28 protein-coding genes, 4 tRNA genes and 1 pseudogene are annotated in these 25887 nt (G+C 42.4%); 25 read left to right on the top strand and 8 right to left on the bottom strand.

The features are described from left to right. Positions 1–2 precede the first annotated feature (2 nt). From rpsD to LR957_RS01445, 16 genes and pseudogenes are all read left to right on the top strand, one after another. Positions 3–623, top strand: coding sequence for a 30S ribosomal protein S4 (rpsD, locus tag LR957_RS01515; protein WP_129632896.1), 621 nt, complete (start codon positions 3–5; stop codon positions 621–623). Positions 624–644: 21 nt separating this feature from the next. Next, on the top strand, positions 645–1568 hold the full coding sequence (locus tag LR957_RS01510; protein ID WP_232273218.1) for a DNA-directed RNA polymerase subunit alpha: 924 nt from the start codon (positions 645–647) through the stop codon (positions 1566–1568). Positions 1569–1570: 2 nt separating this feature from the next. Further along, positions 1571–1957, top strand: a complete 387-nt coding sequence (rplQ, locus tag LR957_RS01505; protein ID WP_129635136.1) for a 50S ribosomal protein L17 — start codon at positions 1571–1573, stop codon at positions 1955–1957. 1 nt (position 1958) lies between these two features. After that, the gene (rplM, locus tag LR957_RS01500) at positions 1959–2390 is read left to right on the top strand and encodes a 50S ribosomal protein L13 (protein WP_129632888.1); all 432 of its coding nucleotides are present in this window, start codon (positions 1959–1961) and stop codon (positions 2388–2390) included. A gap of 1 nt (position 2391) precedes the next feature. Then, positions 2392–2790 carry a 30S ribosomal protein S9 gene (gene rpsI / locus LR957_RS01495; RefSeq protein WP_232273217.1) on the top strand — a complete coding sequence of 133 codons (399 nt, stop codon included), beginning with the start codon at positions 2392–2394 and terminating at the stop codon, positions 2788–2790. A gap of 70 nt (positions 2791–2860) precedes the next feature. Then, complete coding sequence (locus LR957_RS01490) at positions 2861–3673, top strand: alpha/beta fold hydrolase (protein ID WP_232273216.1); 813 nt, start codon at positions 2861–2863, stop codon at positions 3671–3673. Positions 3674–3984: 311 nt separating this feature from the next. After that, the gene (trpS, locus tag LR957_RS01485; RefSeq protein ID WP_232273215.1) at positions 3985–5028 is read left to right on the top strand and encodes a tryptophan--tRNA ligase; all 1044 of its coding nucleotides are present in this window, start codon (positions 3985–3987) and stop codon (positions 5026–5028) included. Between the two features lie 12 nt (positions 5029–5040). After that, complete coding sequence (locus LR957_RS01480; RefSeq protein ID WP_232273214.1) at positions 5041–6186, top strand: RluA family pseudouridine synthase; 1146 nt, start codon at positions 5041–5043, stop codon at positions 6184–6186. Continuing rightward, positions 6187–6996, top strand: coding sequence for a DNA polymerase III subunit delta' (locus LR957_RS01475; protein WP_232273213.1), 810 nt, complete (start codon positions 6187–6189; stop codon positions 6994–6996). Between the two features lie 10 nt (positions 6997–7006). Continuing rightward, complete coding sequence (locus LR957_RS01470) at positions 7007–7693, top strand: tetratricopeptide repeat protein (RefSeq protein WP_232273212.1); 687 nt, start codon at positions 7007–7009, stop codon at positions 7691–7693. A gap of 43 nt (positions 7694–7736) precedes the next feature. After that, positions 7737–7813: transfer RNA gene (locus LR957_RS01465), tRNA-Thr, on the top strand. Positions 7814–7819: 6 nt separating this feature from the next. Continuing rightward, positions 7820–7904, top strand: a tRNA-Tyr gene (locus LR957_RS01460). A 90-nt stretch (positions 7905–7994) separates the two neighbouring features. After that, positions 7995–8282, top strand: coding sequence for a hypothetical protein (locus tag LR957_RS01455; RefSeq protein WP_232273211.1), 288 nt, complete (start codon positions 7995–7997; stop codon positions 8280–8282). A 47-nt stretch (positions 8283–8329) separates the two neighbouring features. Further along, positions 8330–8405: transfer RNA gene (locus LR957_RS01450), tRNA-Thr, on the top strand. A gap of 288 nt (positions 8406–8693) precedes the next feature. Continuing rightward, a pseudogene (locus tag LR957_RS03650) lies at positions 8694–8861 on the top strand (SAM-dependent DNA methyltransferase); the annotation flags it as partial. A gap of 9 nt (positions 8862–8870) precedes the next feature. Continuing rightward, positions 8871–9977, top strand: coding sequence for a restriction endonuclease subunit S (locus tag LR957_RS01445; protein ID WP_232273210.1), 1107 nt, complete (start codon positions 8871–8873; stop codon positions 9975–9977). Here the strand turns inward: LR957_RS01445 and xerA are convergent. From xerA to LR957_RS01425, 4 genes are read right to left on the bottom strand one after another with little or no spacing between them, the layout of a single operon-like run. Further along, entirely contained in the window at positions 9885–10853 is a 969-nt protein-coding gene (gene xerA / locus LR957_RS01440) for a site-specific tyrosine recombinase/integron integrase (RefSeq protein ID WP_232273209.1), read from the bottom strand. The two genes, LR957_RS01445 and xerA, sit on opposite strands and share 93 nt — an antisense overlap. 52 nt (positions 10854–10905) lie before the next feature. Then, complete coding sequence (locus LR957_RS01435; protein WP_232273208.1) at positions 10906–12009, bottom strand: restriction endonuclease subunit S; 1104 nt, start codon at positions 12007–12009, stop codon at positions 10906–10908. A 7-nt stretch (positions 12010–12016) separates the two neighbouring features. Next, entirely contained in the window at positions 12017–13465 is a 1449-nt protein-coding gene (locus LR957_RS01430) for an HsdM family class I SAM-dependent methyltransferase (RefSeq protein ID WP_232273207.1), read from the bottom strand. Between the two features lie 3 nt (positions 13466–13468). Next, entirely contained in the window at positions 13469–16093 is a 2625-nt protein-coding gene (locus LR957_RS01425; protein ID WP_232273206.1) for a DEAD/DEAH box helicase family protein, read from the bottom strand. 347 nt (positions 16094–16440) lie between these two features. Between LR957_RS01425 and rpmG the strand changes: the two genes are divergently transcribed. Further along, the gene (gene rpmG, locus LR957_RS01420) at positions 16441–16659 is read left to right on the top strand and encodes a 50S ribosomal protein L33 (RefSeq protein WP_129632843.1); all 219 of its coding nucleotides are present in this window, start codon (positions 16441–16443) and stop codon (positions 16657–16659) included. A 66-nt stretch (positions 16660–16725) separates the two neighbouring features. On the opposite strand, the gene LR957_RS01415 is transcribed toward rpmG, so the two are convergent. Together LR957_RS01415 and LR957_RS01410 are read right to left on the bottom strand one after the other, a co-directional pair. Then, positions 16726–17928 (bottom strand): glycoside hydrolase family 57 protein, encoded by a 1203-nt coding sequence (locus LR957_RS01415; protein ID WP_232273205.1) that lies wholly within the window; start codon positions 17926–17928, stop codon positions 16726–16728. Beyond that, the gene (locus LR957_RS01410) at positions 17925–19127 is read right to left on the bottom strand and encodes a glycosyltransferase family 4 protein (protein WP_232273204.1); all 1203 of its coding nucleotides are present in this window, start codon (positions 19125–19127) and stop codon (positions 17925–17927) included. Before LR957_RS01410 ends, LR957_RS01415 begins: the two co-directional genes overlap by 4 nt. A gap of 126 nt (positions 19128–19253) precedes the next feature. Between LR957_RS01410 and LR957_RS01405 the strand changes: the two genes are divergently transcribed. The 8 genes from LR957_RS01405 to LR957_RS01370 all read left to right on the top strand — a co-directional run bounded on the left by LR957_RS01405 (position 19254) and on the right by LR957_RS01370 (position 23936). Next, positions 19254–19330, top strand: a tRNA-Trp gene (locus LR957_RS01405). 60 nt (positions 19331–19390) lie between these two features. After that, complete coding sequence (locus LR957_RS01400; protein ID WP_232273203.1) at positions 19391–19933, top strand: P-loop nucleotide/nucleoside kinase family protein; 543 nt, start codon at positions 19391–19393, stop codon at positions 19931–19933. Between the two features lie 2 nt (positions 19934–19935). Continuing rightward, on the top strand, positions 19936–20628 hold the full coding sequence (locus LR957_RS01395) for a YgjP-like metallopeptidase domain-containing protein (protein WP_232273202.1): 693 nt from the start codon (positions 19936–19938) through the stop codon (positions 20626–20628). Positions 20629–20658: 30 nt separating this feature from the next. Beyond that, positions 20659–21852, top strand: a complete 1194-nt coding sequence (locus LR957_RS01390) for a sensor histidine kinase (RefSeq protein WP_232273201.1) — start codon at positions 20659–20661, stop codon at positions 21850–21852. Between the two features lie 89 nt (positions 21853–21941). Further along, on the top strand, positions 21942–22271 hold the full coding sequence (secE, locus tag LR957_RS01385; RefSeq protein ID WP_232273200.1) for a preprotein translocase subunit SecE: 330 nt from the start codon (positions 21942–21944) through the stop codon (positions 22269–22271). Between the two features lie 10 nt (positions 22272–22281). Next, positions 22282–22827, top strand: a complete 546-nt coding sequence (gene nusG / locus LR957_RS01380) for a transcription termination/antitermination protein NusG (protein ID WP_129632621.1) — start codon at positions 22282–22284, stop codon at positions 22825–22827. A 66-nt stretch (positions 22828–22893) separates the two neighbouring features. Further along, the gene (gene rplK / locus LR957_RS01375) at positions 22894–23319 is read left to right on the top strand and encodes a 50S ribosomal protein L11 (protein WP_129632624.1); all 426 of its coding nucleotides are present in this window, start codon (positions 22894–22896) and stop codon (positions 23317–23319) included. 65 nt (positions 23320–23384) lie between these two features. Next, a complete protein-coding gene (locus tag LR957_RS01370) occupies positions 23385–23936 on the top strand; it encodes an L-threonylcarbamoyladenylate synthase (protein WP_232273199.1) in 552 nt (183 codons plus the stop codon). Between the two features lie 75 nt (positions 23937–24011). Here the strand turns inward: LR957_RS01370 and eno are convergent, their stop codons facing one another. Then, complete coding sequence (gene eno / locus LR957_RS01365; RefSeq protein WP_232273198.1) at positions 24012–25292, bottom strand: phosphopyruvate hydratase; 1281 nt, start codon at positions 25290–25292, stop codon at positions 24012–24014. Positions 25293–25325: 33 nt separating this feature from the next. Continuing rightward, on the bottom strand, positions 25326–25802 hold the full coding sequence (locus LR957_RS01360) for a hypothetical protein (protein WP_232273197.1): 477 nt from the start codon (positions 25800–25802) through the stop codon (positions 25326–25328). Between the last annotated feature and the right edge of the window lie 85 nt (positions 25803–25887).

Raw genomic sequence — 25887 nt, 5'->3', positions numbered from 1 at the left:
TTATGGCACGAGATAATTCACCAATTGTCAAGCAAAGCCGCCGCGAAGGTTATGCGCTTCATCCAAAAGCACATAAAATTTTGGCGAAAAAATCTGGTATTCCAGGTCAGCACGCACATGGTCGTCAGAATAAGCCAAGTCTATACGCTACACAGCTTCGTGAAAAGCAGAAGGTTCGTCGCTTGTACGGTCTAGTTGAGAAGCAGTTTGCTCGCTTGATGGACGAGGCAACACGCGCTCAAGAAGGCTTGGCGGGCGAAAACTTGTTGAAGCTATTAGAGCGCCGTTTGGATAACGTTGTTTATCGTTCTGGATTTGCCGTATCACGCCGCGCAGCTCGTCAACTAGTTAGCCACGGACATTTTGAATTGAACGGCCGACGCGTCGATATTCCATCGATTCGTGTTAAAGCTGGCGATGTCATCACGGTTCGTCCAAAGAGTACCAAGTCAGAGTACTTTACACGAATTGACGATGTAATCAACAATTCAGTCCAAGGTCCACTAAGTTGGCTAAAAGCTGATAGCAAGAAGCTGAAGATTGAAGTAACTGGTTTGCCAAAGCGCGAGGAAGCAGAAGCTGACATCAACGAGCAATTAATTGTTGAGTATTACTCACGATAAAAGAAGGGTTAGGGAAGAATTATGGCAAAAGCAATTTACAATCCAGCACTCGCGAGCGTTGATGATATTTCAGAAACCAGTGCTACTTTTCTAATCGAGCCACTTCACCCAGGCTACGGTAATACTCTTGGCAACTCATTGCGACGCGTTCTATTGTCAAGCGTTCGCGGTGGCGCAGTTGTAGCTTTCAGGATTGAGGGCGCAACTCACGAGTTTACTACTGTTGAAGGCATCAAAGAAGATGTTGTCGACATTATGTTGAACTTGAAGAACGTTCACCTACGCGTATTTACTGATGATCCAGTTGAACTGCGCATTGAGAAATCTGGCGCTGGCGAAGTAACTGCCGCCGACATTAAAACTAATGCTGATGTTGAAGTTGTCAACCCAGAGCAAGTAATTGCTACAATCGACGACCCAAACAAGCATTTGGTTATGGATTTGGTAGTTGAGGCAGGCTGCGGTTACCAGACAATTGAAGAGTCAAGCGAAAAGCGTTTGCACAGCGACATGATTGCTATTGATGCAATGTACTCACCAGTTCTACGCGTTCGCTACAAAGTCGACTCAACTCGTGTTGGCCAGGAGACAAACTTGGACAAATTGGCAATCACTATTGAAACCAACGGCACAATCACACCTCGTGAGGCGTTCGAAGAAGCAGCAGCGATTCTCGTCAACCAATACACAGCTTTGGCTGGCAATACGATGGTAACTGGTGCGCCAGCACTTGGTGCAGCTAAGGAAGACGAAGAGTCAGAGTTGGCAATGCCAATTGAAGAATTAAACCTAAGCGCCCGTACGACGAACGCGCTAATTAACAATGAAATCCGCACTATTCGCGACTTAGTAACTTTGACCGAGCAAGATTTGCGAGAATTGAAGGGCTTTGGTTCAAAAGCGCTAGACGAAGTACGTGACAAGATGGCGGAGTTGGAGTTTTAACTATGCATAGACACGGATATCAAGGGCGCAAGTTCGGCCGCGAACGTGATCAGCGACGAGCCTTGCTTAAGGGTTTGGCTACCAGCTTGGTTGAGCACGGCAAAATCGAGACTACCTTACCAAAGGCTAAGGAACTAAAGCGCCACATTGAAAAAATCATCACCAAGGCTAAGAAGGGTGACCTAGCAAGCCGACGTCAGGTGATCGCGGCATTAAGCACACGTGCTGCTGCTTACAAACTAGTTGATGAAATCGCGCCACAGCTAAGTGGCCGAACTAGCGGACACGTTCGCGTTGAACGAACACGTTTGCGAGTCGGCGACGGCGCTCAAATGGCAATCATCGAGTTTGTTGACGATATTAAACCAATGCCAAAGGAAGGAAAATAAGATGAAGACTTATTCACAAAAACCATCTGAAGTTTCTCGCCGTTGGGTATTGTTTGACGCTAGCGAATTACCACTTGGACGTTTGGCTACAGAAATTGCTAAGCATTTGACTGGTAAATACAAGCCAACTTACACTCCTCATATTGACGGTGGCGACTACGTAGTTGTTATCAATGCTGCGCAGACAGTCGTTACTGGATACAAGGAAACTGATAAATATTACTATCGCCACAGTGGTTTCCCAGGTGGAATTAAGGAAACACAATTCAAAGAAATGCGCGAACGCCACCCAGAGCGAATTATTGAAGAAGCTGTTAAAGGTATGTTGCCAAAGAACAAATTGCAAGCAGAGCGCCTAAAGCGCCTACGCATTTTTGCTGGCAGCGACCACGCTCACACAGCACAAACACCAGAGAAAGTTGAGGTAAAGTAATATGGCTGCTGATACTTATTTCTACGGCCTAGGACGACGCAAGAGTGCTTCAGCAAGCGTTCGCATACTTCCTGGCAAAGGCACCATTACAATCAATGGCAAGCCTGCTGCTGAGTACCTAGACGGCAACAAAACCTTACTAGCAGAAGTAACCGACCCACTTGCAATTGTCAGCAAGCAAAAGGAATACGACGTTACTATCCTAGTTAAAGGTGGCGGCTTAGCTGGTCAAGTTGATGCTATCAAACTTGGTATTGCAAAGGCTTTGACAGCTGCTCATGCTGATCTGCGTCCAGTTCTGAAGAAGGCTGAACTATTGAAGCGTGATCCACGTGAGAAAGAGCGCAAGAAATACGGTCTTCGTTCTGCTCGTAAGCGTGAACAATTCTCTAAGCGTTAGTACAGAAAAGACTATCACAAAATACTCCGTTTCACATGCAGGCGGAGTATTTTCATAGTATACTAAAAATATGCTGGACAAGATTATCCATCGATGGTTACGGATTCCGTATGCATTGAACGTGCATTATTTTTCTCGTCCAGAAAAACCGAAAGCGACAATCTTACTTATTCACGGTCTGGGAGCTTCGTGGCAAACATGGACGCCGCTGGAGCCGTATTTACCGAAGGATGCACGAGTTATAGCAATTGACATGCTGGGATTTGGCAATTCGCCCAAGCCTGATTGGAAAACCTACAATGTTCACGACCAAGCCGCAAGCATCGCCGCTACTTTGCGTAGGGAATTTATAAATCACGTTGATGTTGTCATCGGTCATTCTATGGGGTCGCTGGCCGCGGTAGAGCTTGCTAAGCAATATCCGAAGTTAAGTAAGTCGCTTATTTTGTGCAGTCCGCCAATATATTATCCGAGGGTCGACGAAAAAATCCATCATCCAGAGAAGATTTTACGTACGCTTTATGAATTTTTCAATAGTCATCCGCGCAGTTCGAAACGCTTTTTGCAATTCGCCGATCGGCATAATATTTGGCCTGACGCAGGATTTAAGGCTGATGAGGTTACCTCTGAGTCGTTTTTAATCGCCCTGAACACCGCGATTATCAATCAGACGACAATGAGTGATATCGCCGAACTCACTCTTCCGATTGCTATTTTGTCTGGCAAACTTGACCCGCTGATTGTCGAGAGAAACCTGAAGAAATTAGCAAAAGATCATAACAATATCACCCATACGTCAATGGCAACTCAGCGGCATGAAATAACCGACAAATGCGCAAAGAAGCTGTCGGGAGTTATGAAAGGGTGTCTGGCGGGAAAATAGTTACGATTGATAAAACCTACCTTGAGCCAAAGACTAAGGAATGCACGATAATATTGACGACGAATTATGGAAAATTCCGTAAGACACGGGCATCAGGGATCTACAAAATAACATTATGTCATTACTCGTGAAACAATAGACCTTTACCGGAATTCGCCAGATAAATATGAGGTGGTAGGGTCTCTTAGCTCGTTATGTTTTGCAAAAAATAGAAAAAGACATAGAGTATGTATATAAAAAATCTTTAAAGATTATAAAGCAACAACTATCGCCCCATTACTTAACGATCGAATAATGTTATAATATACCTAATGAAACCATCAAAACCTGTCATCCTCACTGGCGTGCGCGCTAACAACAACATCCACATAGGTAATTACTTTGGGGCTATTTTGCCAATTATCAACATGTCTAAGCGTCGCTCGGACGAATACGATATCAATCTATTCATTCCAGACCTTCACAGTTTTACGACGCCAATCGACCACAGTAAGCTATACGACAGTATCCTGAATAACGCGCGAGTTTATACCGCCGCCGGATTGCCACTGGACAATTCTTCCATTCATCTTTACCGCCAAAGTCGCATTTCGGCGCACAGTGAACTGGCGTGGATTTTGGACTGTTTTACTGGATTTGGCGAGATGAGCCGAATGACACAGTTTAAGGATAAGGGAAGTAAAGGCGATGCCTCCGTTGGACTATTTAACTATCCCGTCCTGATGGCTGCCGACATTCTACTTTACGGCGCGACTTACGTGCCAGTTGGCGACGACCAGACTCAGCATTTGGAGTTCACGCGTGATATTGCCGAGCGAATGAATCGTAAGTTTGGCGATCTATTTATCGTGCCGAAACCCGTAATTCAGCAACATCAATTCTTCGGAAAAGACCAAGGATTGAGGATTAAAGATCTCGTGAATCCAGCGAAGAAAATGAGCAAATCTGACGAGAGCGGCAAGGGGATTATTTTCCTTTCTGACGATCCAAAATCAGCACATAAGAAAATAATGAGCGCAACAACAGATTCAATTAGCAAAGTTCAATACGACAAGGAAAATCAGCCAGGAATTTCTAATTTGCTGGAGATTTTGACTTTGGTTCGCCAAGACGCTGGCAGGGAAGTTACTCTGGAGCAGACCGCCAACGAGTACTTTGGAATGGATCGTTATGGCGATTTCAAGCGAATTGTGGCTGACGAAGTTGCGGAATTTTTGGAGAATTTCCAGAATCGGCTTGCGGCGGTTGATGAGCGAGCAATTGAAGAGAAATTGGCTTCCAGTGAAAAAGATATGAATGTCGTCGCTAATGAAACTTTGTATCGCGTTCAAAAAGCTGTAGGGCTTCGAAAATAGGGAGCAAATCGCGTGAAAATATTACCTCGGACAGTGCTGAAAATAGCTAGATTATACAAACTGGCGGACGATAATACGCCCGTCAAAGCACTGCGTCGGCTGGAAATTCAAACGGACAAATCTCATGTTTTTGCGGAATTTATTTTGAACAAGCAGCATTTTGCGCTGCTTTACGGTTCGATTGTTGATGAAGAATCTATCGATGAGCTATGGACGGAAAAACCGGATAATGCCGAGATTTTGCCGAATCCGCTAGACCCAGAATTTATCGAAACGCCGTTCCAGGGAAAATACGCCATAATGTTCCAAATTTCGCCGACCAAAGTGCGCTTGGATATTTATTTATCGACCAAATTCGACACGACAATTTCTCGAAGTCTTTGGCAAAAATACATAAAAGCTGGATACGTTTCGGTCAATAATAAAGCCGTGACGACGCCGAAGTTTGAGGTTGATGAAACTGATGAAATTGCGCTTAATTTGCCAGAAAAAGAGCAGGCGGACGTTGACTTGCCGATTTTATACGAGGATGATGATGTGATTGTCGTCAATAAACCAAGTGGACTATTGACGCACGCGAAGGGCGGACTTTCTGATGAGCCGACGGTTGCGGAAATAATTCGCCCCAAAACCTCATTCGCAACGGACACTGATCGTCCGGGAATTGTTCATAGGCTTGACCGCGACACTTCGGGACTACTGATTGTCGCCAAAAACTCAGAATCTGCCGCGCATCTACAGAGGCAATTTGCCGAGCGAACCGCCAAGAAAACTTACATAGCGATAACCGACGGCAAGCCGAAGCTGAATGCCGCAAAAATTGATCTGCCAATTGGTCGCAATCCTTCAGCGCCGAGCACTTTTCGTATAGATCCGAATGGGAAGCCAGCTCAGACGACTTACCATGTTTTGGCGGAAAATGATACTCAGTCGCTCGTGGAACTGAAGCCGACCACTGGTCGAACTCATCAATTGCGCGTCCATTTGGCTCATTTGAATGCTCCAATTCTCGGCGATCGAGTTTACGGAAAGTCCTCGGATTGTCGTATGATGCTGCATGCTCAAAAATTAGAGATAACTTTGCCGTCTGGTGAGAGAAAAGTTTTTGAAGCCGCAATTCCTGATGAATTCAAGAGATTCTTCCCAGAGGATTTATAGATGTCTGAAGTGATTATATCCGCTCGAGACGCTCAAAAAATCAGTCATATTTCATCGCAATTGCCTCACGCGCTTTTGGTAATTGCAGATTACGGGCTTGATGGACTGGGCGTGGCTCAAATATTAGCAAAGAATAACGATACTTTTCACCTGAAACCGCTTCCGGAAAAGCAAACCATATCTGTTGATCAAATTCGCGAACTCATCTCCAAGCTTCGAACTTACGCCATAAATCGTCGAGTTATTGTCATTGACGAAGCCGATTCAATGACCGAGCCGTCGCAAAATGCATTCCTGAAAGCGCTGGAAGAACCGAATAAAAATACCAATTTTATCCTTGTCGCGAAAAACCCGAAGTTGATGCTTGATACTATTAGATCTCGTTGTCAGACGTTGACGCTTCATAAAACGACATCCGCCCAAGATAAAAAACTGCTTGAAAAGTACAATTTAGACCCAGCTTCCAGCCAGCAAATCCTTTTTTTGGCGGCTGGGCGCCCATTGTTGATTAAAGAGTTGGCGGAAAATCCAGAAAAATTCGCCGAATATCGACAATTAGCCACAGACGCAAAGCAAATTTTAGCCACAAATCGGAAATATGACACATTCAAGAATCTTGCCAAATACTTTTCTGACCGCCAAAAAGCGATATTACTAACGGATATTATAGTGAATATGATTCGTTTTCAGGCTTTATCTCGCGGGATGAATTCGTCGCTTGAGGAGCAACTTGAAAAAACCACCTCTGTTGCAAGTGTATTAAAATCCAATGCCAACGTCAGGCTGGCGCTGACGCAACTTGTGATATAATAGTATAGATATGTTTGGATTACTCCTCATTCTAATTTTAATGATTTGGGCGATTTTTTATCATCCGTCAATCAAAGAAACTGGCGATTTGCCAACAAAGATTACTGAAAAGCTCGACCAATTATGGGGAATTGCTCAGGAATCAATTCGCGAAAATAAATATCTGCGAGCAGAAAAGGCATTATTGACAATTTTGCGAGTCGACGAGAAAAACGCCACGGCGTACAACCGTTTGGGGATTTTATACGCCAAGCAGCGCGCATATAAAGACGCCATCGAGTGTTTTGAGATTGCCCAGAGTCTGGAGCCAAGCGCTTCTAGTCTTCATAACGTCGGCTTAATTTACTATGAAACAGAGAACTATGAAAAGGCATCGCTAGCGTTTGAACAGGCGTTAGAAATGGAAGATGATCTGGCAGCGCGTTACATCGCTTACGCCAAGGTTCAGGAAAAAATAGGGAATACGAAGAAGGTTATTAACGCTCTGGAAAAGGCTGTTGAGCTGGAGCCGATTCCTCAAACCCTGAAGATCCTAGCGGAAGCTTACGACAATGCCGGACAGGCTGAATTAGCTGAAGAATTACGTAAGAAAGCTACAAAAATGATCGCTCCTGTGGCGTCGACAAATAGTAAAACTGAAGCACCACGCCCACGCCAGCAGCGCAAAATACATCAACCACGAAAAATAGTTATGTAGGCTCTTGTCACGGAGAGAAAAAATTGATAAAATAAATTCAGTTGCCGCTTTAGCTCAGTTGGCTAGAGCAACGGTTTTGTAAACCGTAGGTCCTCGGTTCGAGCCCGAGAAGCGGCTCCACATCACGCTGGAATCGTGTAGTGGCAATCACAGGAGACTGTAAATCTCCCGCCGTAAGGCTTCGTAGGTTCGAGTCCTACTTCCAGCACCAAGATTGAATTATCGCCTTTACGGGCGATTTTTTTAGACAAGAAAAGAGTATAATATTGACTTTTATAAGCATATGTGCTATTATATGAGTATGTTTGAATTTACAAAATCTATTCTGGCATTATGGAATAGCGAAAAAAACCAACGATTGAAATTACAATACGCTTATATTATGTTAGCCATAATTGGGCTGGCTATAGCGGGATTATTGACATTATTTAACGCTTCATCAGCACACTTGGCGGCATCAGCTTCAGGAATATTGTTCGTTACGTTCTTAGTCAATAGCGTAGCGTGGGGAATAATAGAAGCATTTGTCACACCGAAGCTGCCAAAAGAAGCCGGCACGCCAGCCAAAAAATCTACTCGTAAAAAATAACTCAGTTGATTAAACACGGCTTAATATGCTAAAATTAAGCCTGTTACGCCGCGATAGCTCAGTTGGTAGAGCGCATCCATGGTAAGGATGAGGTCTCGGGTTCAAGCCCCGATCGTGGCTCCATAATAAGATATTTAAGGCTCGTAATCGAAAGATTGCGAGCCTTTTGCTCATACGAGAATCGTCCTAGGAAACCCGGTATGTAGTCTTTTCTTAGTGCATTAAGTTCAGGGTGGTGACCCCACTAGTACAAAGAATTAATAATTTTAACCGAAAGGATTCTTGCGAAGACTTGAAAATAACTTTTTACTATATATACTCCGGCTTATACTGCCGAGTACCTCTTTTAGGGGAATGTACGAAAGTTTTTAGAATTATTCGGTGGGATTAGCGCCTATTCTACTGCCTTAAAACGGCTATGACCTAACGATTAATAAATACAAAGAAGTGGAATACAAGAAAGTTGAATATCCACCAACGTCAGAAATTATAGCTGAGATTAAGAAATTAGATCGTGCAGCTTCCGAAAGTCTGGCCGAACTTGAAAAATTATTAAACGAAACAAATCCGGATTTGTAGAGGCGAACAATGAAGATAAGTGAAGTTATAAAGTCCCTTTCAGCATCAAATGCTGCAATTAAAAACACCGCCTCTTCAGAACCAAAAGAAGGCTGGTATCCTGCTTATAGCGCATCTGGTCAAGATGTATGGCTACCAGACTGTCGTTTTACCCAGAAAGGGATTGTAGTGAGTGCGGTAGGTGCTAGATGTGGGAAGGCATTTAAAGCCGATGGAAAATGGAATATTTGCGCCAATACTCATCCTCTCTCAGTTGACGAAACGAAAGCTCTTAGAGATTACTGTTGGTACATGATAAATAATGAAGATTGGTGGATAAAAGGTGGCACTGCGCAACCATTCGTCAAGGTTAAAGATTCTTTTAATCGTGACTTCAATTTTCCGCCCATTTCCGAGCAAAAAATGATAGTATCTAGATTAGATACGATACAAGCCCTTATTAATCAAAAACAGTTACAAATTAAACGACTAGACGAGCTAGTCAAAGCCCGATTTGTCGAGATGTTCGGAGACAAGGACGAGACAAAGATATCAGACTATATCGATTCTCTTGAGGCTGGTAAAAGCCTTGCCGGCACAGAAAAATGCGAAAATAAGGTCCTTAAAACCGGCGCCGTTTCTTACGACTATTTCGACGTTTCTCAAACTAAATATTTACCAAAAGATTATAGACCAGTAGACGCGCATAAAATAAATCCCGGCAATATCGTTATTAGCAGGATGAATACTATTGAGCTAGTTGGCGCTGCCGCATATGTTTGGAATGTGCCAGATAAAATCTATTTACCAGATCGATTATGGAAAGCAAAAATCAAGAATGATGCAAACCCTATATTCGTTTGGCAAACCATTATCCATCCGAAGACAAAAGAGCTAATCCGTCGAATAGCTGGCGGCACGAGTGGTAGTATGAAAAATATATCAAAAAGCAAATTTCTAGAAATGCCGGTTAAAAAAGCAACGCGAGAAGAACAGGGCCAATTTGCCATCTTCGTCACGCAGATCGACAAATCAAAATTTGTATTAAGCAATGAACTTACGATGTGCGACTTTCACATTCGTTTGATTCACGATCGCGTAATGCATAGTTGTATCAATTTGCGAGTGGCCCAATAGCTTCTGGACTTGCTCGATCGGCATCCCCTTATCGATTGCACGTGTTGCCATAGTCCGGCGGAACTTATGCGGATGAACCTTATTTATGCCTAATTCGCGCCCTAAATGCCTCAGACGGATTTCTACACCAGATATCTGCAATCTATCGTAAGGTGCATCAAGCGTCACAAAAAGGGCAGGATTTGTGTCAAAGCGACTATTTATGTAGTCCGTTAGATGTATTTTAGTTTTAGCGTCGAAATATACGCGTCTTTCTTTATCGCCCTTACCGAAAACGATACATTCGCGCTCTTCGAAATCTATATCGTCGATATTTAGCCGCACAAGTTCGCCAATTCTTATTCCAGTCGAATAAAGTAAATCAATTATCGCTAAATCGCGTAAATTTTTACATTTATCTCGCATCTTTTCAATTTCCTCATCGGAAATAACTTCTTTCACGGTTTTCGTGGTTTTGATTTTGTGGATGCGTCGCATTGGGCTTTTGATGATATAATCTTCTTCTTCGAGCCACGTAAAGAAGCTTGAGATATTGCGACGGATATTATCAATAGTTGTTTTACTACAATCATTTAAACCTTGATAGCTAGCCAAATATTCACGTATGTCATCAGTTGTAACTTTCCTGATTGGATCCGTAATCCTATCAAGTAATTTCTCAACTGTAGTTTTGTAATAGGATAGCGTTCGCTCAGAGCATCCTTCAATTTTCTTTGCGTTCAAAAACATCGCCAGATAATTGCTGTTCGAAACACTACTAACTGACTTGGTTTGGCTGGTAAGCCGAGAAGTTAACACTCTCTGTAGTTTCTGCGACTGATTTGCGGTGAGATATTCGTCCATATCCACCAAAATATATTTAATGGTGTCCTCCATTAATAGCTCCTTTCGTTAGGTTAGAACCCCCACTAACAAAAGGAGTAATTTTTTAGCCAAAATACTCCTGCATTAAACTATCAAATAGAAGTTGCGTTTTTTCGAGTGACTTTTGTACGGCAAATTTTGATTTGTCGATTTGTTTAACAAAGTATACAAATTCGGTTTGTTCGGCTATGTCTGCTATTGGGATTTGGAGAGAACTATATTTTTGCGCATTTATTCCAGGCTGTGCAGCGCCGCTTTGGTTAAGCTTTACCCAGTCTAAATATTCTTCCGTCTGCGTATAGGCATATAAATATTCTGGTAAGATTTTCTCTAGATCTAGTTTAAAGCGGATTAAGTAGCCGGCAAATATTTGGTTTCCTCCTCGATAATAGTAAGTTTTGCCTACGGTTGCTCCCATGCGAGCAAATAAAAAGTCACCTTTCTGAAGTCTAAAGACTCCATCGTCACTCTTATTTATTGAGCAGACATAATCGTTATTTAAGGTTCCGTCGTCATTAATATCCGTAATCCTAATATACCTTGGACGGTTAGGATTGTATGGCACCGAAGCTGAAGCTGCACCGTATCCGCTTTTTCCGATTGAAAGATTCTGGAGCAACTCACGCTTTGTCTCACTATTAAACATCTCGACAAATCGGGCTTTGATAAGATTGTCTAGTTTTACTAACTCGGCTTCTTTTTGACTAATTAATTGCTTAACGGCGTTTAAAGTTTGGACAATTATTTTTTGGTCTTTTTCGTCATGGAGACGCAACTCATCAGTAAGCCATCTTTTTAAGTCAAGTGTTTTACCTTGACGACTTCCCCTGTTAGCGTAGATAGAAAACATTCTGTTATTGTTCGCCGTCAATAAGTAATCTAAATAGTCATAGTTTGAAATTTTAATATTATACGTATGATATGCAGGAGAAACGGAGTATATTTCGTCATCGCGTAATATTCCAATATCGATCTGATTAGAACCCATGCCAATTGTTAAGGTTCCTTTATATATTAGTTTATTTTTGGAATAATCTTTTGCTAGCTCCTTCGAGTAAATACTTTCACGCGCCCTAATTCCATATTTACCTACGGCAACCGGCTTGTATTTATTGTCTATATTTCTTTCTGAGTATTCTTCGATCAAATCGCCTAATTTTACCTTCATGATACACCTACAAATCCGGATTTGTTTCGTTTAATAATTTTTCAAGTTCAGCGAGACTTTCGGAAGCCTCACGATCTAATTTCTTAATCTCCGCAATAATTTCAGAAGTTGGTGGATATTCAACTTTCTTGTATTCGACTTCTTTGTATTTATTAATCGTTAGGTCATAGCCATTCTTTATAATTTCATCTTTATCTACGAAAAAGGATTGCTCGTTACGTTTACGATCTTTCTCACCATCAAGGTTTTTAAACCTTGCAAGAATATCTGGGACATCACTGGTCTTGAGTTTTGAGCGCTTGTCATCAAGACTGTATCCGTCTATTTTCATGTCATAAAACCAAACTTTGTCGGTTCTCTCATTATTCGAGTTAGCAAAAACTAAAATCGCTGTAGAAACACCAGCATATGGCTTAAACACGCCCGAAGGCATAGAAATCACAGCTTGAAGCTTCTTATTTTCAACAATTTCTTTCCTGAGTGCTTTGTGTGCAGAGCTACTGTTGGACAGAACACCATCAGGAACAATTACAGCCGCTCGACCATTCGGCTTTAGATGGGAAGCAATATAATCAACGAACAGAAGTTCAGCGCGTTTAGAGGTGATGCCGAACTTCTTGTGCGGGGCGATACCACCTTTCGGTGTCATGAATGGCGGATTCGCAATAATCACATCATAACGGTCATCCCAATAATCTTCCGAGCTGAGAGTATCATGCTCAATAATATGAGGGGATTTAAACCCATGTAGGAACAAGTTTACACGAGCGATACGTGTCATATTTGGCTCGATATCAAAACCATAGAAGTTACGATGAATTTTCTCGATATCCTCACTATTCAAACGTTCTTTTTCAATGTGTTTCTTCTTAATCCAGCTATATGCAGAGATGAGGAAGCCTGCGGTGCCACAAGCAGGGTCTAGAATTTTATCAGATTTGTCTGGATCAATAAGCTCAACCATCATGTCAATGATATGGCGAGGTGTTCGGAACTGACCAAGCTTATCTTGAGATCCCATAGTGGAGAGAAGGTATTCATAAACGTCGCCGATAGAGTCACCAGAACTCTGCTTAATCTTATCAATTTCGCGAAGAAATAAGTTAAGCGTATTTGAATCAGTAAATCCAAGTGTCGCACCATTAAAAATCTCACGGAATAATGGAGGGATGTTTGGATTTCGGCTCATATTTTCAAGCGCATTGCGATAAAGAATTACACGATCTGCGCCGATAATCGTTGGGCTCATCAAATTGTGCCAACTATATTTTTCGTATTCACCAGAAAAGTAAGTACGCTTACCACCAAGCGCAGCAGAATCGTCATCTATATCCGACATAAACTTATAAATAAGTGCGTACGAAATTGCATCCACCTGAGCAATTGGACTTGGTAATTTACCCATGAGAATATCGCGGGAATTATCTATTATTTGTTTAAATTGGGTATAATCCATTCATTAATCCTTTACTCTTAGTTTTTCTACATTAATATAATCTCTAATATAGCTAATGATCTGATTTACTCTTTCGATACCTAGGCGTTTGAGCTGTTCGATTGTAATAGAGCCAAATCCCGCCAGTAGACTATAATCTTTATTATCTATAGCCTCAGACACGCGTCGATCGGTTATATATGCATCAAATAGTTCAAAAGCATCGTTATACGACTCTCCAACCAGCGTTTCACCCAGTCCTCTATCTGAAATAAATTCATTGAACTTTTGCTGAATATATTGAGCTTTAGTCAATGGATCTTTATTGTTCATGATTAGATCCAGAATCTCACGAAGGTCTAGCCTGCGGTCTAGATTGAAGATTTTGCGAATTTTCTCAGGAGTCATATAGAACTTAGGCTTATCTTCGCCGAGTATTTCGGATTTAAGATAGCTTAGCGCCCCATCAATATTGCCATTATTATACAACTTGACGAATTCTTCATTAGACTTCACCTCATCTTGGAAGCTGCGGAACATCTCGCGGTCAACGCGCATGCCTTCTTTACCAACAATCGTCTCATCTATTCCACTCAGTGAATCATCCTCATTTAGGTCTACCGTACGGTTTACCACGATCACGGGAGGATCGACATCGATAAGCAGCGGCGTCACTAAAGTGTTTTGCGTTTGCCTACTCATTGGCACTACCAACTGCGCATTATAATCGTATTTCTCTTCGAAGTATTCGCAAACTGCGAAAAAGTCTATAATGCGGAAGTTTTCTTTCTTAATAGTTTTAACTTTCTCGCCATTTTCATAATCTACATATTTGAACGTATGGAGTCGCGTGCCTCGACCTTTCATCTGAATAAAGTCAGAAGGGCTAAACACTGGACGCATGAACACGAGATTTAATAAATCGGAGCAATCGTAACCGGTCGTCATCATGCCGACCGTGACGGCAACTCTAGTGCGGCTACTTTCGTAATCCGAAAGCCACCTTGTATGTCCGCGCAGATTATTTTCAGAAAAACTAATCGAGAACTGTTGAGCGTCACGAACATTACTCGTAATCTGAATAGCGAAATCAGAATTATATTTGCCGGGGAACTTTTCCATAGCAATTTGGTTAAGCATTTGGACTATTTTTTCTGCGTGTTTTTGGCTAACTGTAAAGATTATGGTTTTACCAATTTCTTTAGATAACGGATCGACCGCCGCGTATTTCATAAAAGTCTCACAGAACACACGATTGGTCTCTTCATTGAAAAATGTTTTCTCGAAATCTCTGATACCAAAATTCTCGTCAACATCTTCGCCGTCAATAACTTTATGGACTGCATAACCTTCATCTGCGAGCAGTCGTGAGGTAATATTCGTTCTAGCATCCAGAATGACAGGATTCACTAAAAACGGACCATCAGGATCGTTTACGCCATCTTTTAGGTCATATCTAAAAGTCGGTTGACCAGATTCGCATCCAAAAGTCCTATAGGTATCTAATAACTCTCTGCGTTCGAATTCTTTTTCTGAATTTTCATCTTGCTTGGTATTCTTTAAAAAATCCTTTGGTGTGGCGGTAAGTCCAATCTTGTACCCAGTGAAATATTCGAAAACAGCTCTCGCGTTGCCGCCAATAGAACGATGCGCCTCATCCGAGATAATTAAATTAAAGTCATTCGGGCTAAAATCACGATAGCGATTACTCGCCAAAAGAGATTGGACTGTACTAATGACGATATCGGCAGTTTTCCAGTTATCTCTATCTTCTTTCCATACCTTAACCACGTAATCTTTACCAATAGATTGCCTAAAAGACTTCTTGGCCTGATTTTCTAATTCAATGCGATCAACCAAAAAGAGGATTCTTTGAGCGTTTCCTGTCTTTAAAAATAGTTTGATAATAGCAGCGCAAGTTAAAGTTTTACCGGTGCCAGTCGCCATCTCGAGCAAGAAGCGCTTATTGCCGTTTTGCGCCGATTTTTGAACAGCCTTAATCGCATTTACCTGATACTTGCGAAGAATTTTCAGTTTATTTTTCTCTATAAATTCACTACGAGTATCTTCGTTTATATAATCGGGATGTGTTTTAATTTCAGGCATTTGCGATTCGGCGATATAGATTCGAGAAATATTCTCGTTTACAAGCGCATCGACATCGGGAACCCATTTCTTTTCATCTTCTAATGAGCTTAGAGTCGGAAAGCTACTAATTGGCTCAGGGTTACCAAATTGCATATCCCACAGATAATGCGTATTACCGTTACTAAGAATTACATACCTTACGTGTAGAGAATTGGCATAATCGCGAGCTTGTTCTTTAGCGGAAAGCGGAGGAATGCTTTCACGCTTAGCTTCAAGGACGGCAATGGGCTTCTGGTTAGAGTCTAGAAGAAGGTAGTCGATAAACCCTCGTTTCGTATTTTCAAAATCGTCGCCCAGGTTTTTGATGTCTACTTTGTTTTCTACATCGACATTAGCGGGACCATCTTCGTTATCCAACAATCTCCACCCGGCATCAGAAAGTAGCATATTTATCTTTAGGCGCGCTTTAGCTTCCTTTTGTGCCACGTTGTTTTCCTCCGCAATTGAATTATAAATATCCTTAATGTAACTATACCATACTTTCACGATTTTTCGCCGCACAAGCAGTTAACAACCTCCTTCGCAGATGATGGCTTTAGGGAAAGTCAAAACTTGCTCTACGTCCAATTCGATCATCTTGCCGGCCTCGTCTATAATAAACAAATCCCAGTTCAAATCCGCCACATATTTTAATTTATTGTGTGGTCTGCAAAAGCTCTATCTCCTTTTAGATCCTGTGATCTTAATAAGGTTAAGAGGGGATGCTACAGCGGAATAATCACTAATATTTAACTAGGCAATCAGTAGAGTAAGGGCAAAATTAGTAAAATCTGATATGGTACTAGCATTTTCACTTCACCCATGCTATAATTAGTCAAGACGTTTTATAAAATCTAACGAGTAAAGAGATGGCAAAGAAGAATACGAAACGAAAGCTGATTGGTTTGGTGAGTAACTTGAGCAACCACCGAACTTACTATACTACTGTTAACACCCAGAACCGTACCACAAAAGGTCAGGGTAAATTGACACTACGTAAGTACGACCCAATTGCAAAGCAACACGCTACTTACACTGAGACTAAGAAGAACCTTGGTCGTAACGAAGTTAAAGCTCGCAAAAGCTAATTTAACAAGATTATACAGAAACTCCCCCGCATTAAGAGGGAGTTTTTATTTGGCAAGAATGTCTGACTATTTCCTCAATCGAGATTTCATATCACGAATGGTATTCATATAGTAAAGAAAAGCGTCGTATGGCGAATCATACGGGCTAAAATAAGCGTGAACATCGCCGTCGGTAAAATTCTTCGTTCCCATGTAATAGAAGTGGTCTGAAGTTTGCAATTTTCGCCAATCGCTAATTAAACCTTCGTCTTTACTGTTCAAGACCTCATCTTCAAGCTCATAGACATATCGCAAAGCTTCTTTCTGCAGGCTGTTTCCGTTCCAAGCAGTCAAATCCCGCTCGGCGTCCGCCCACGTTACAGGCGACGGCATACTTATTTCACCGGCAGGCGCATTCGCGTCCAGTGCTTCGCTAACAGTATAGAAAGTATTGCCATCAACACTCAGCCATTTATCAACAAACTTCTCAAAGAATCCGAAAATCCCAGATTCCGCCCATTGATGTTCACCGAAAGTTTCATAGTCCATGAACAAGTTAAGCAGTGGCGCGTAACGGACAGAATCTTCCACCCAAGTATTAAACTTATCCGCGGTCAGCGGCCATTCATTCCATTTTCGATCACTGAACCTAAACGCCAAATCATCACTCAATCGATAATTCTTAAGTAGCAATCCAATTTTCTTCGTGCCTCTCGGGCGATATACATAATTCGGACTGCGCCAATTCAGAATCGGATCCCAGCCTTCAGCCAACACGCCCTTAAAGCCGTCCTGCTCAGCCCATTTTGCCAAGTCATCGCTATACGCCAATTCCGTATTTGCCAAAACTCGCGTTTCCGCACCAAAAATCTCGCGAATCTTCCAGCGGTGAAGCTCAACTTGACGCTCGAACTCCTTGCGCGAATAGAAAAACGCCAGACTGTGATGATACGGACTTGATAATATTTCTACTTGACCAGTCTTTACCAGGCGCTTGAAGCTCTCCAAAACTTCAGGATTAAACCTTTCGGCTTGCTCTAAAAACGTTCCACTAAAACTCAGTGAGATCTTAAAATCAGGATATTTTTTCAATAATTTTTCAAGCAAAGCATTCATCGGCAAATACGACTTTTCTGCAACTTTTTGGAATATTTTTTGATTGTCCTGATCTGGATTTTGACCGCCAGAGAAATAATTATGCTTCCAAGCCACGTCAAATATACTATACTCGCGTATTCGCCACGGTTGGTGTACGTGTAGATATAAAACTATTCCTTTATTTTTATTCATGCCAGCGCTCCTTTATACAGTTTCAGACATTTTCTAGCGGCATCTTGCCAGGAAATTCTCGCGTATTCATTCTTAACGTTTTTCTTCAAAGATTTCTGTAGGGCAGGTGATTCAGCGATATTAACAATTTCATCCGCCAATTTATTCACGTCCCAATAATCAAATCGCATAATATTATTCAGAACCTCACCAACGCCGGATTGACGACTAATAAGTAATGCCGTATCATGATGCGCCGCCTCCAAGGCAGTCAAGCCAAATGGCTCAGAAACCGAACTCATCACAAAAACATCAATCAAACAGTAAATATCTCGCCACTGTTTTCCGCGCACAAATCCCGTAAAAATCATCTTATCGCTAATTCTCAAATCTGCCGCCAGTTCAATCAGTTCATCTCTTTGCTCGCCATTTCCAGATAAAACAAAAACGATTTTCTCATATTTTTCAAGCGCCTTCGCTGCAGCTCGCACAAAATACGTCAGACCTTTCTGAACCGTGAGTCGCGTCAACGCGCCGACAACCGTATAGCCATCCTTTTTCAACTCCTCCAAATACCTGTAAGTGCTGGCGTCATACTCATGTGGCGGCAAATCAGCCAAATCAATCGCGTTATAAACCACCTCAATTTTCTCTGGCGGAATGTGATAGTTCTTAACAATTATTTCCTTCGTGATTTCACTGACGGCGATTATCCGATCAGCCATCAACAAGCCTTGTTGCTCAATCTCGTGAACCAGAGGGTTTCCTGACTGCTCGCCAGAACGATCAAACTCCGTCGCGTGAACGTGCACAATTAGCGGCGCGCCCGTCATTTCCTTGGCAATTATTCCAGCTTCCATCGTCAACCAATCATGTGCGTGAATCGCGTCAGGCTGATGATTTTTCACAAACTTCCGAACGTATTTACCGTAACGCCTCTGCACAGCGCGCATCGGGGAAAGACCGTATTCATCCTTGGCATTTTCACGGTCTTCCTCTGAGCCGTTATTATATGCACCCAAATCGTGATAATTCGGTGGCAAAGGAGTGGCTGAATATACGTCCATATAGTCAATCTCGGGATGCTTGGCGGTGTAGGGGATGATAAAGTCAATATCAACACCCTCTGAAACGAGTGCTTTCGACATCTGATAACAGGCAACACCAAGTCCGCCACTATTGTGCGGAGGAAGTTCCCACCCAAGCATTAAAATTTTCATCTCTAAGTTAATTGTAGAACTACGCTTATGTTTTTTCAAGGGATTTTGGGATCTTTTTCACGAGTTTTTATTTTTCACAATTTTAACATTTGCGACAAAGCTAATTCGTGATAAAATGGTTGCTATAGGAGTGTAGCTCAGGTGGCTAGAGCACTGGTCTCCAAAACCAGGTGTCGGGGGTTCGAGTCCCTCCACTCCTGCCAAGATTCTCGCTGGAAAGAGAATCTTTTTTATTAGTCAAAAATCTGCTATAATTTCTCAATATGAAACCTTTATCACCTTCATCTCCGCACATCATCGCCATGGTTGGTGCACCAGGTTCAGGGAAGACGCAATTCGCTGTAGAGTTTGCGAAGATTTTCAATTCTCCAGTGGTAAGCTCTCGACAATTTGAAATTTTTACGGACAATACAAAAACCATTTCTGACGCAACATTGTCGCTTTTGGAAGAATTTTTGAAAACTAAGCAAACTGTTATTTTGGACGGATCAACGGATCAGCGCACGAATCGTATGCGTATCAATCGCCTTGCTAGGGAACATGGATATGAAGTCCTATTTGTTTGGGTGCAAACCGATCCAGCCACCGCCAAACATCGCTGGATAAAGACTTACGGCGGAAATGACGAATCTTTTGAACGACGATTGAAGCAGTTTTCGGCGCCACACAGCAGTGAGTCTTATATCGTGATCAGTGGTAGGCACACCTTAAGCAGTCAGGCTCGCACTGTTCTTAAGCAAATTGGTGCCAGTCGCCCAGAAGCTCCACGCCGCCCAATTGCCGGAAATCGCATTAGCATAGGTTAGTTATGACAATTATTACCGACGAAGAATTCGGAGAAATTGTCGTTAAAAAACGCAGCTTAGCAAAGAGCGTTAGCTTGAAAATTGCGCCAGACGGACGAATACAAATTACAATGCCGCCATATGCGCCGCTGTTAGCCGCAAAGACATTGATTAAAACTTCTCGAAAACAAATACGCGAATTAGTTTCTCAATACCGAGAAAAACTTTCTTACACAGAAAATCAGCAAATCGGCAAAAGTCATAATTTATTGATACAAACGACCGCGAAACCTTCGAGTGTAAAAATCGTCGGAACACAGATACTAGCAGAAATAAATGAAGTAGAATCTGTTGAATCTACCGCAAACCAACAACTTATTCGCAGTAAAATTCTGATCGCACTCAGAAAAGAAGCCAAGTCATATCTGCCGAGGCGATTATCGTTTTTAGCGGAAGAACACGGCTTTTCTTTTGCTCGGAGTAAAATCACACACTCATCAAGTCGCTGGGGAAGCTGCTCTTCATCTGGAACGATTAGCCTGAATATCGGGATGATGAACTTGCCGTTTGAGCTGATTGATTACGTAATTATCCATGAGTTGTGCCACACCAGACACATGAATCACTCGACGAAATTCTGGGATGAAGTTGCCAAATTTGACCCGCATTATAAAATCCACCGAAATGAATTGAAAAAATATTCGCCATACATATAGAAACGCATATGCTTATGTTATACTTTAGCTATGTGGGCGCTAATTTTTCTATTGATAACTCTGAGTGTTGTTTTAGGTGTTATAGCTATTGTTTTGCAGAAAATATTGTCGGAAATTAGCGATAAGGACGATTGTAAAAACAATAAAAAAAGCCTCAGTGAACATCAAAGAATGATCACGCTTATCAATAACATCACCGACGCGATTCTCAGTACGGACGAACACGGAATTATCAATACATACAATTCGGCGGCGCTTAATTTGATTGACACGAACAGCGGAATTAACGGCGAGCATATCAGTCAGGTGTTAAATCTTGAGACAACAGATAAAAAGCCGATTGACATTTTTAAGGAGCTCACCAAGTCTTCCGCAATTCGCCAGCGTGACGACATTCTGATGAAAATCGAAGATGGTGATTATATTCGCTTGGAAGTTACGCTTGCGCCAGTTCAAGGCGGCGACAAGATGACGCCGGACGGGTACGTGCTTATTTTGCGCGACATCACGAAGACGAAGAGTCTCGAAGAGGAGCGTGATGAGTTTATTAGCGTAGTTAGTCACGAATTGCGCACACCAATTGCTATTGCTGAAGGCTCGCTGAGTAACGCCAAATTGCTGGTCGAGCGTAAAATGACTAGCAAAATTCCCGAAGCCATTGACGAATCTCATAAGCAAATTTTATTCTTAGCGCGAATGATCAACGACCTCAGTACATTATCACGCGCAGAGCGAGGTGTGGCTGATGAAACGGAAATAATCGACGTAGCAGAGCTGGCGGCTCAGATAAATTCTGAATATTCACCTCAGGCGGGCGAAAAAGGTTTGGCTTTCAATTTGGATATCGGCGGGCGACTTGGCGTAGTTAAAGTTTCTCGTCTATATCTGGAGGAAATTCTCCAAAACTTCATCACCAACGCTATTCGATACACACCAAAAGGCTCTATCACTTTATCTATCAAGAAAACTAAATCTGGCGAAATCATCTTCAAGGTTATTGACACGGGAATTGGCATTAGTAAAGCCGACATGGCAAAAATTTTCGACAAGTTTTACCGCGCAGAAGATTATAGAACTCGCGAGACGAAAGGTACTGGATTAGGCCTATACGTTTCCGCTAAGTTGGCGAAGAAATTGGGCTGCAAAATTGAGGTAGAAAGCCGATTAAACCACGGATCGACGTTCGGATTCAAGCTGAAAGAGTTCAAAAATAATGACAAATAATATTCGGTCAACTTGTTTTTTTGACTCGGATGAATTACAATGACTATTGACAGTCTGTGAAAAACAGACTTTTTAAATTGGGAGAAAATATGGCACAGAAAGGCAAGGCAAGCAGCAAAACTACGGTTCGTCGAATCAAGGCTACCGACGACGCGCCAAAAAAAGAAAAAGCTGTAGCGAAAAAAATCAATAAACCAACCAAAATCATCGCAAAAGCGTCTAAAAAGTCTGGCGAAAAAGGTGGATTGATTGGATATTTCAAGGGAGCTTGGGAAGAGCTAAAGCTAGTTCGCTGGCCAACCCGCTCAGCAACCTGGGCAATGACAGCAGCGGTGCTTATTTTCACCTTTGCGTTTGTCGTTCTGATTTTATTACTTGACGCCGCATTCAACTGGGGCTTTAACCAAATTTTGAAATAGAGGAGATATTATGAGTTCAAAACGATATGATGATAGTAAGCAATGGTACGCAATTCATACCTATTCTGGCTACGAAGAAAAAGTTGCCGAATCAATCCGCCAACGAATCAATGGCGTTGATATGGCTGATAAGATTTTTGACGTTATCGTGCCAAAGGAAAAGCAGATCCAGATTCGCAACGGCAAACGTAAAATTGTTGAAGCTAAGATCTTCCAGGGCTATGTCTTGGTTGAGATGAAATTGACCGACGAAACTTGGTACATCATCCGCAACACACCAGGCGTTACAGGATTTGTGGGCGCCGATACTACGCCAACTCCAGTTTCTGAAAAAGAAATTGCGAAGATTAAGAAGCGAATGGGCGTTGAAGAGCCAAAGCATCAGATTGATTTCTCAGAAGGCGAAGTTGTTTCAATCATCGACGGTCCATTCAAGGGCTTTGACGGCGCCGTGAGCGAAATTGACGCATCTAAGGGCACTTTGAAGGTTATGGTCAGTATGTTTGGTCGCGACACTCCAGTTGAGCTGGATGCCCTGCAGGTTAAAAAAGTTTAGCTTGCAATTTTAAGCATTTTTCGATATAATATTCGAGTTACGCACTACAAACTATAAGGAAGAACTATGGCAAAGAAAATTATTGGTAATTTGAAATTACGCATTCCAGCCGGTCGAGCAACAGCAGGTCCTCCAGTGGGATCAACGCTTGGTCAGTGGGGACTAAACATGATGGACTTTATCAATCCATTCAATGACGCTACAAAAGATATGATGGGTAAGGATGTAATTGTCCACATTCAAGTTTACGAAGACCGAACATTTACTTGGAACTCACTTGGTCAGCCAGTTGACGATATGATTCGCGAAAAAGCTGGAATCCAAAAGGGTAGTGGCAAGCCACACTCAGACAAGGTCGGTAAGATTACTCGTGCGCAATTGCAAGAAATCGCTGAGGCGAAAAAAGACCAATTGAACGCAATCGACATCGAAGGAGCAATGAAAGTTATCGCCGGATCAGCACGCTCAATGGGCGTTGAAGTCGTCGACTAATCTACAGGACTTTTAGCAAATAGCCCCGGACTTATCGGGGTTATTTTATGGTAAAATAAATGATTGTGAAGAATATTTTAGACAACAGTGTAATCTCCGCGCTTAAAAGTGGGCAATTGATAATTGCTAAAACTGATACGATTTACGGAATATTAGCCGCTGCTAATTCAGAAAAAGCCGTCGAGAAATTATACGAAGTTAAGCGGCGCCCTTTGAATAATCCGGTCATTATTTTGGTTGCGGATATTGACGACATTCCTAATCTCACGCCGTCGATCAAACACAAATATCAAGAAATCTCCAAGAACAGACCAACAACAATCGTCACCAAAGTGAATCCTAATTTTCTGCCACATCCTCCGAGGAACGGCGGAACATTGGCATTCAGAGTCGTGCCAGAATCTCCGTTAGCAGAATTAATTCGAACCGTCGGTCTTTTGGTCGCGCCCAGTGCAAATCCATCAGGAGAAGAACCGGCAAAGAACGTTACCGAAGCGATAAATTACTTCCACGAATTAGTGCCGATTTATGTTGATTCTGGAGAAGTCGCCGACACTCAACCGTCGCAAATTATCCGAATTAATGAGGGCGGGGAAATTGAGTTTTTAAGAAGATAATACTCGAATAATTGTCAAAAAATCGCCAAATAAAAAAGACTTCCTCTGAATTACAGGGAAGCCTTTTTGCGCGAGTTACTTCACAAACGGATGTGCAATCTCCAAATCTGGGCGCTTTTCCGCAATTCTCAGCAGCTCGTTATACTTAGCAATTCGCTCTGACCGCGACATCGAGCCAGTCTTAATTTGACCCGTACCCAAACCGACCGCCAAATGAGAAATCGTTACGTCCTCCGTCTCGCCAGATCGGTGGCTCATCACCGTATTCCAGCCAGCATTCTTCGCCATCAAAACAGCCTGAATTGTCTCGGTCAACGTACCAATTTGGTTCGGCTTGATTAAGATCGCATTGCCAGCCTTTTCTTCAATTCCGCGCTTCAATCGCTCGACATTCGTCACCAAAAGATCGTCGCCAACCAATTGCGCAAAATTGCCCAAATCAGCCGTCATTTTCTCCCAATCTTCCCAAGCTTCTTCGTTCAATCCGTCCTCAATCGAGAGAACAGGGACGCGTTCTAACAGGGCTTTATATGTGCGAATCATTTCATCAGCTGACAGAATTCGGTGTTCAGTCGCCAAGTTATATTTGCCGTCCTTATAAAGCTCGCTCGCCGCAACATCCAGCGCAAAACCAAAGTCCACGCCTAATTTATAGCCAGCCTGCTCGATGGCGCGAGATAGCAATAAAATAGGCTCCATATTACCATTCCTGACATGAGGTGCATAGCCGCCCTCATCGCCAACCGTCGTAGGATAGCCTTCGTCTTTCAGGATTTTTGCCAACGCGTGAAAAACTTCCGCGCTCATTCGAACTGCGTCCGCAAAAGTTGCCGCGCTAGTTGGAATAATCATATATTCCTGAAAATCAGTCGCACCCAACGCATGCTGACCGCCGTTCATCACGTTAATCATCGGCATCGGCAGGCACATTGTAGGATTTCCAGCCAAGCTATTGACGTATTGATACAACTCCACGCCACGCGACTTAGCAGCAGCTTTCGCTACAGCCAGCGACACCGCCAAAATAGCATTCGCACCCAAACGTGCCTTATTCGGCGTACCGTCCAGACTCTTCATTTTTTCATCAATTGCAGCCTGATCAAATGGATTAGAGCCTTTCAAAGTCTGCGTAATCTCACCGTTGACATTTTCGACCGCACGAAGCACACCCTTACCGCCGAACGCCAACTCGCCGTCCCGAAGCTCAACCGCCTCAAACGACCCAGTACTAGCGCCAGAGGGAACAGCCGCTCGTCCAAAAGAACCATCACTCAGAATTACGTCAGCCTCAACCGTCGGATTTCCACGCGAATCTAAAATTTGTCTTGCTTGTATGTTTGTAATTGTTATATCCATAATTACTATCTTATCAAAAACGGCAATTATATGTTAATCTCTATTTCCCTCCAGGTCGCGCCGTATTATCACTGGCTCACCGATTTGCGCCTCACCTAGACTTGGATAAAACACTTCAGGACTATCGCACATATAGACACTCACGCGTCTCTCTCCATCAGATGCCTGCAGCCCCAAGGGTCCTGTGCACCCATTAGTTAGCGTGTAAATATCCCCCTGCGTTTTTGCAATATTTTCATCTAGCTCGTCCATTCCACTGGCGGCCATTTTACAAACAATTTTAGTAGATTGATCTTTATCTAATACCTCATCTGTAGCCTTATTAACCAATGTCACCTCATCATCACTAAACGCCATTTCCAGAAGTTTATTTACTGTTTTTCTGTATTCTTCTAAGTCGTTTAACTTTTCTATTATTTTTGGGCAAGACATACATTGCTCTGGGACGTAGATATCTGTCGTGCCTAAAGAACCGTCTTCGTTACCTACAATTTTCGTAAACTCACTCATAATATTACATATTATACAATTCTTCTCTATAAAAGTAAATATTTGCCTCAATCTCTAAAAATATGGTATAATTTCATCACTATCA

Origin of the sequence: Candidatus Nanosynbacter sp. HMT-352 (assembly GCF_021222645.1) — a bacterium.
Lineage (GTDB): Bacteria > Patescibacteriota > Saccharimonadia > Saccharimonadales > Saccharimonadaceae > Nanosynbacter.
Note: the sequence above shows the minus strand (reverse complement) of the source record. Positions and strands in the feature narration are given on the sequence as shown.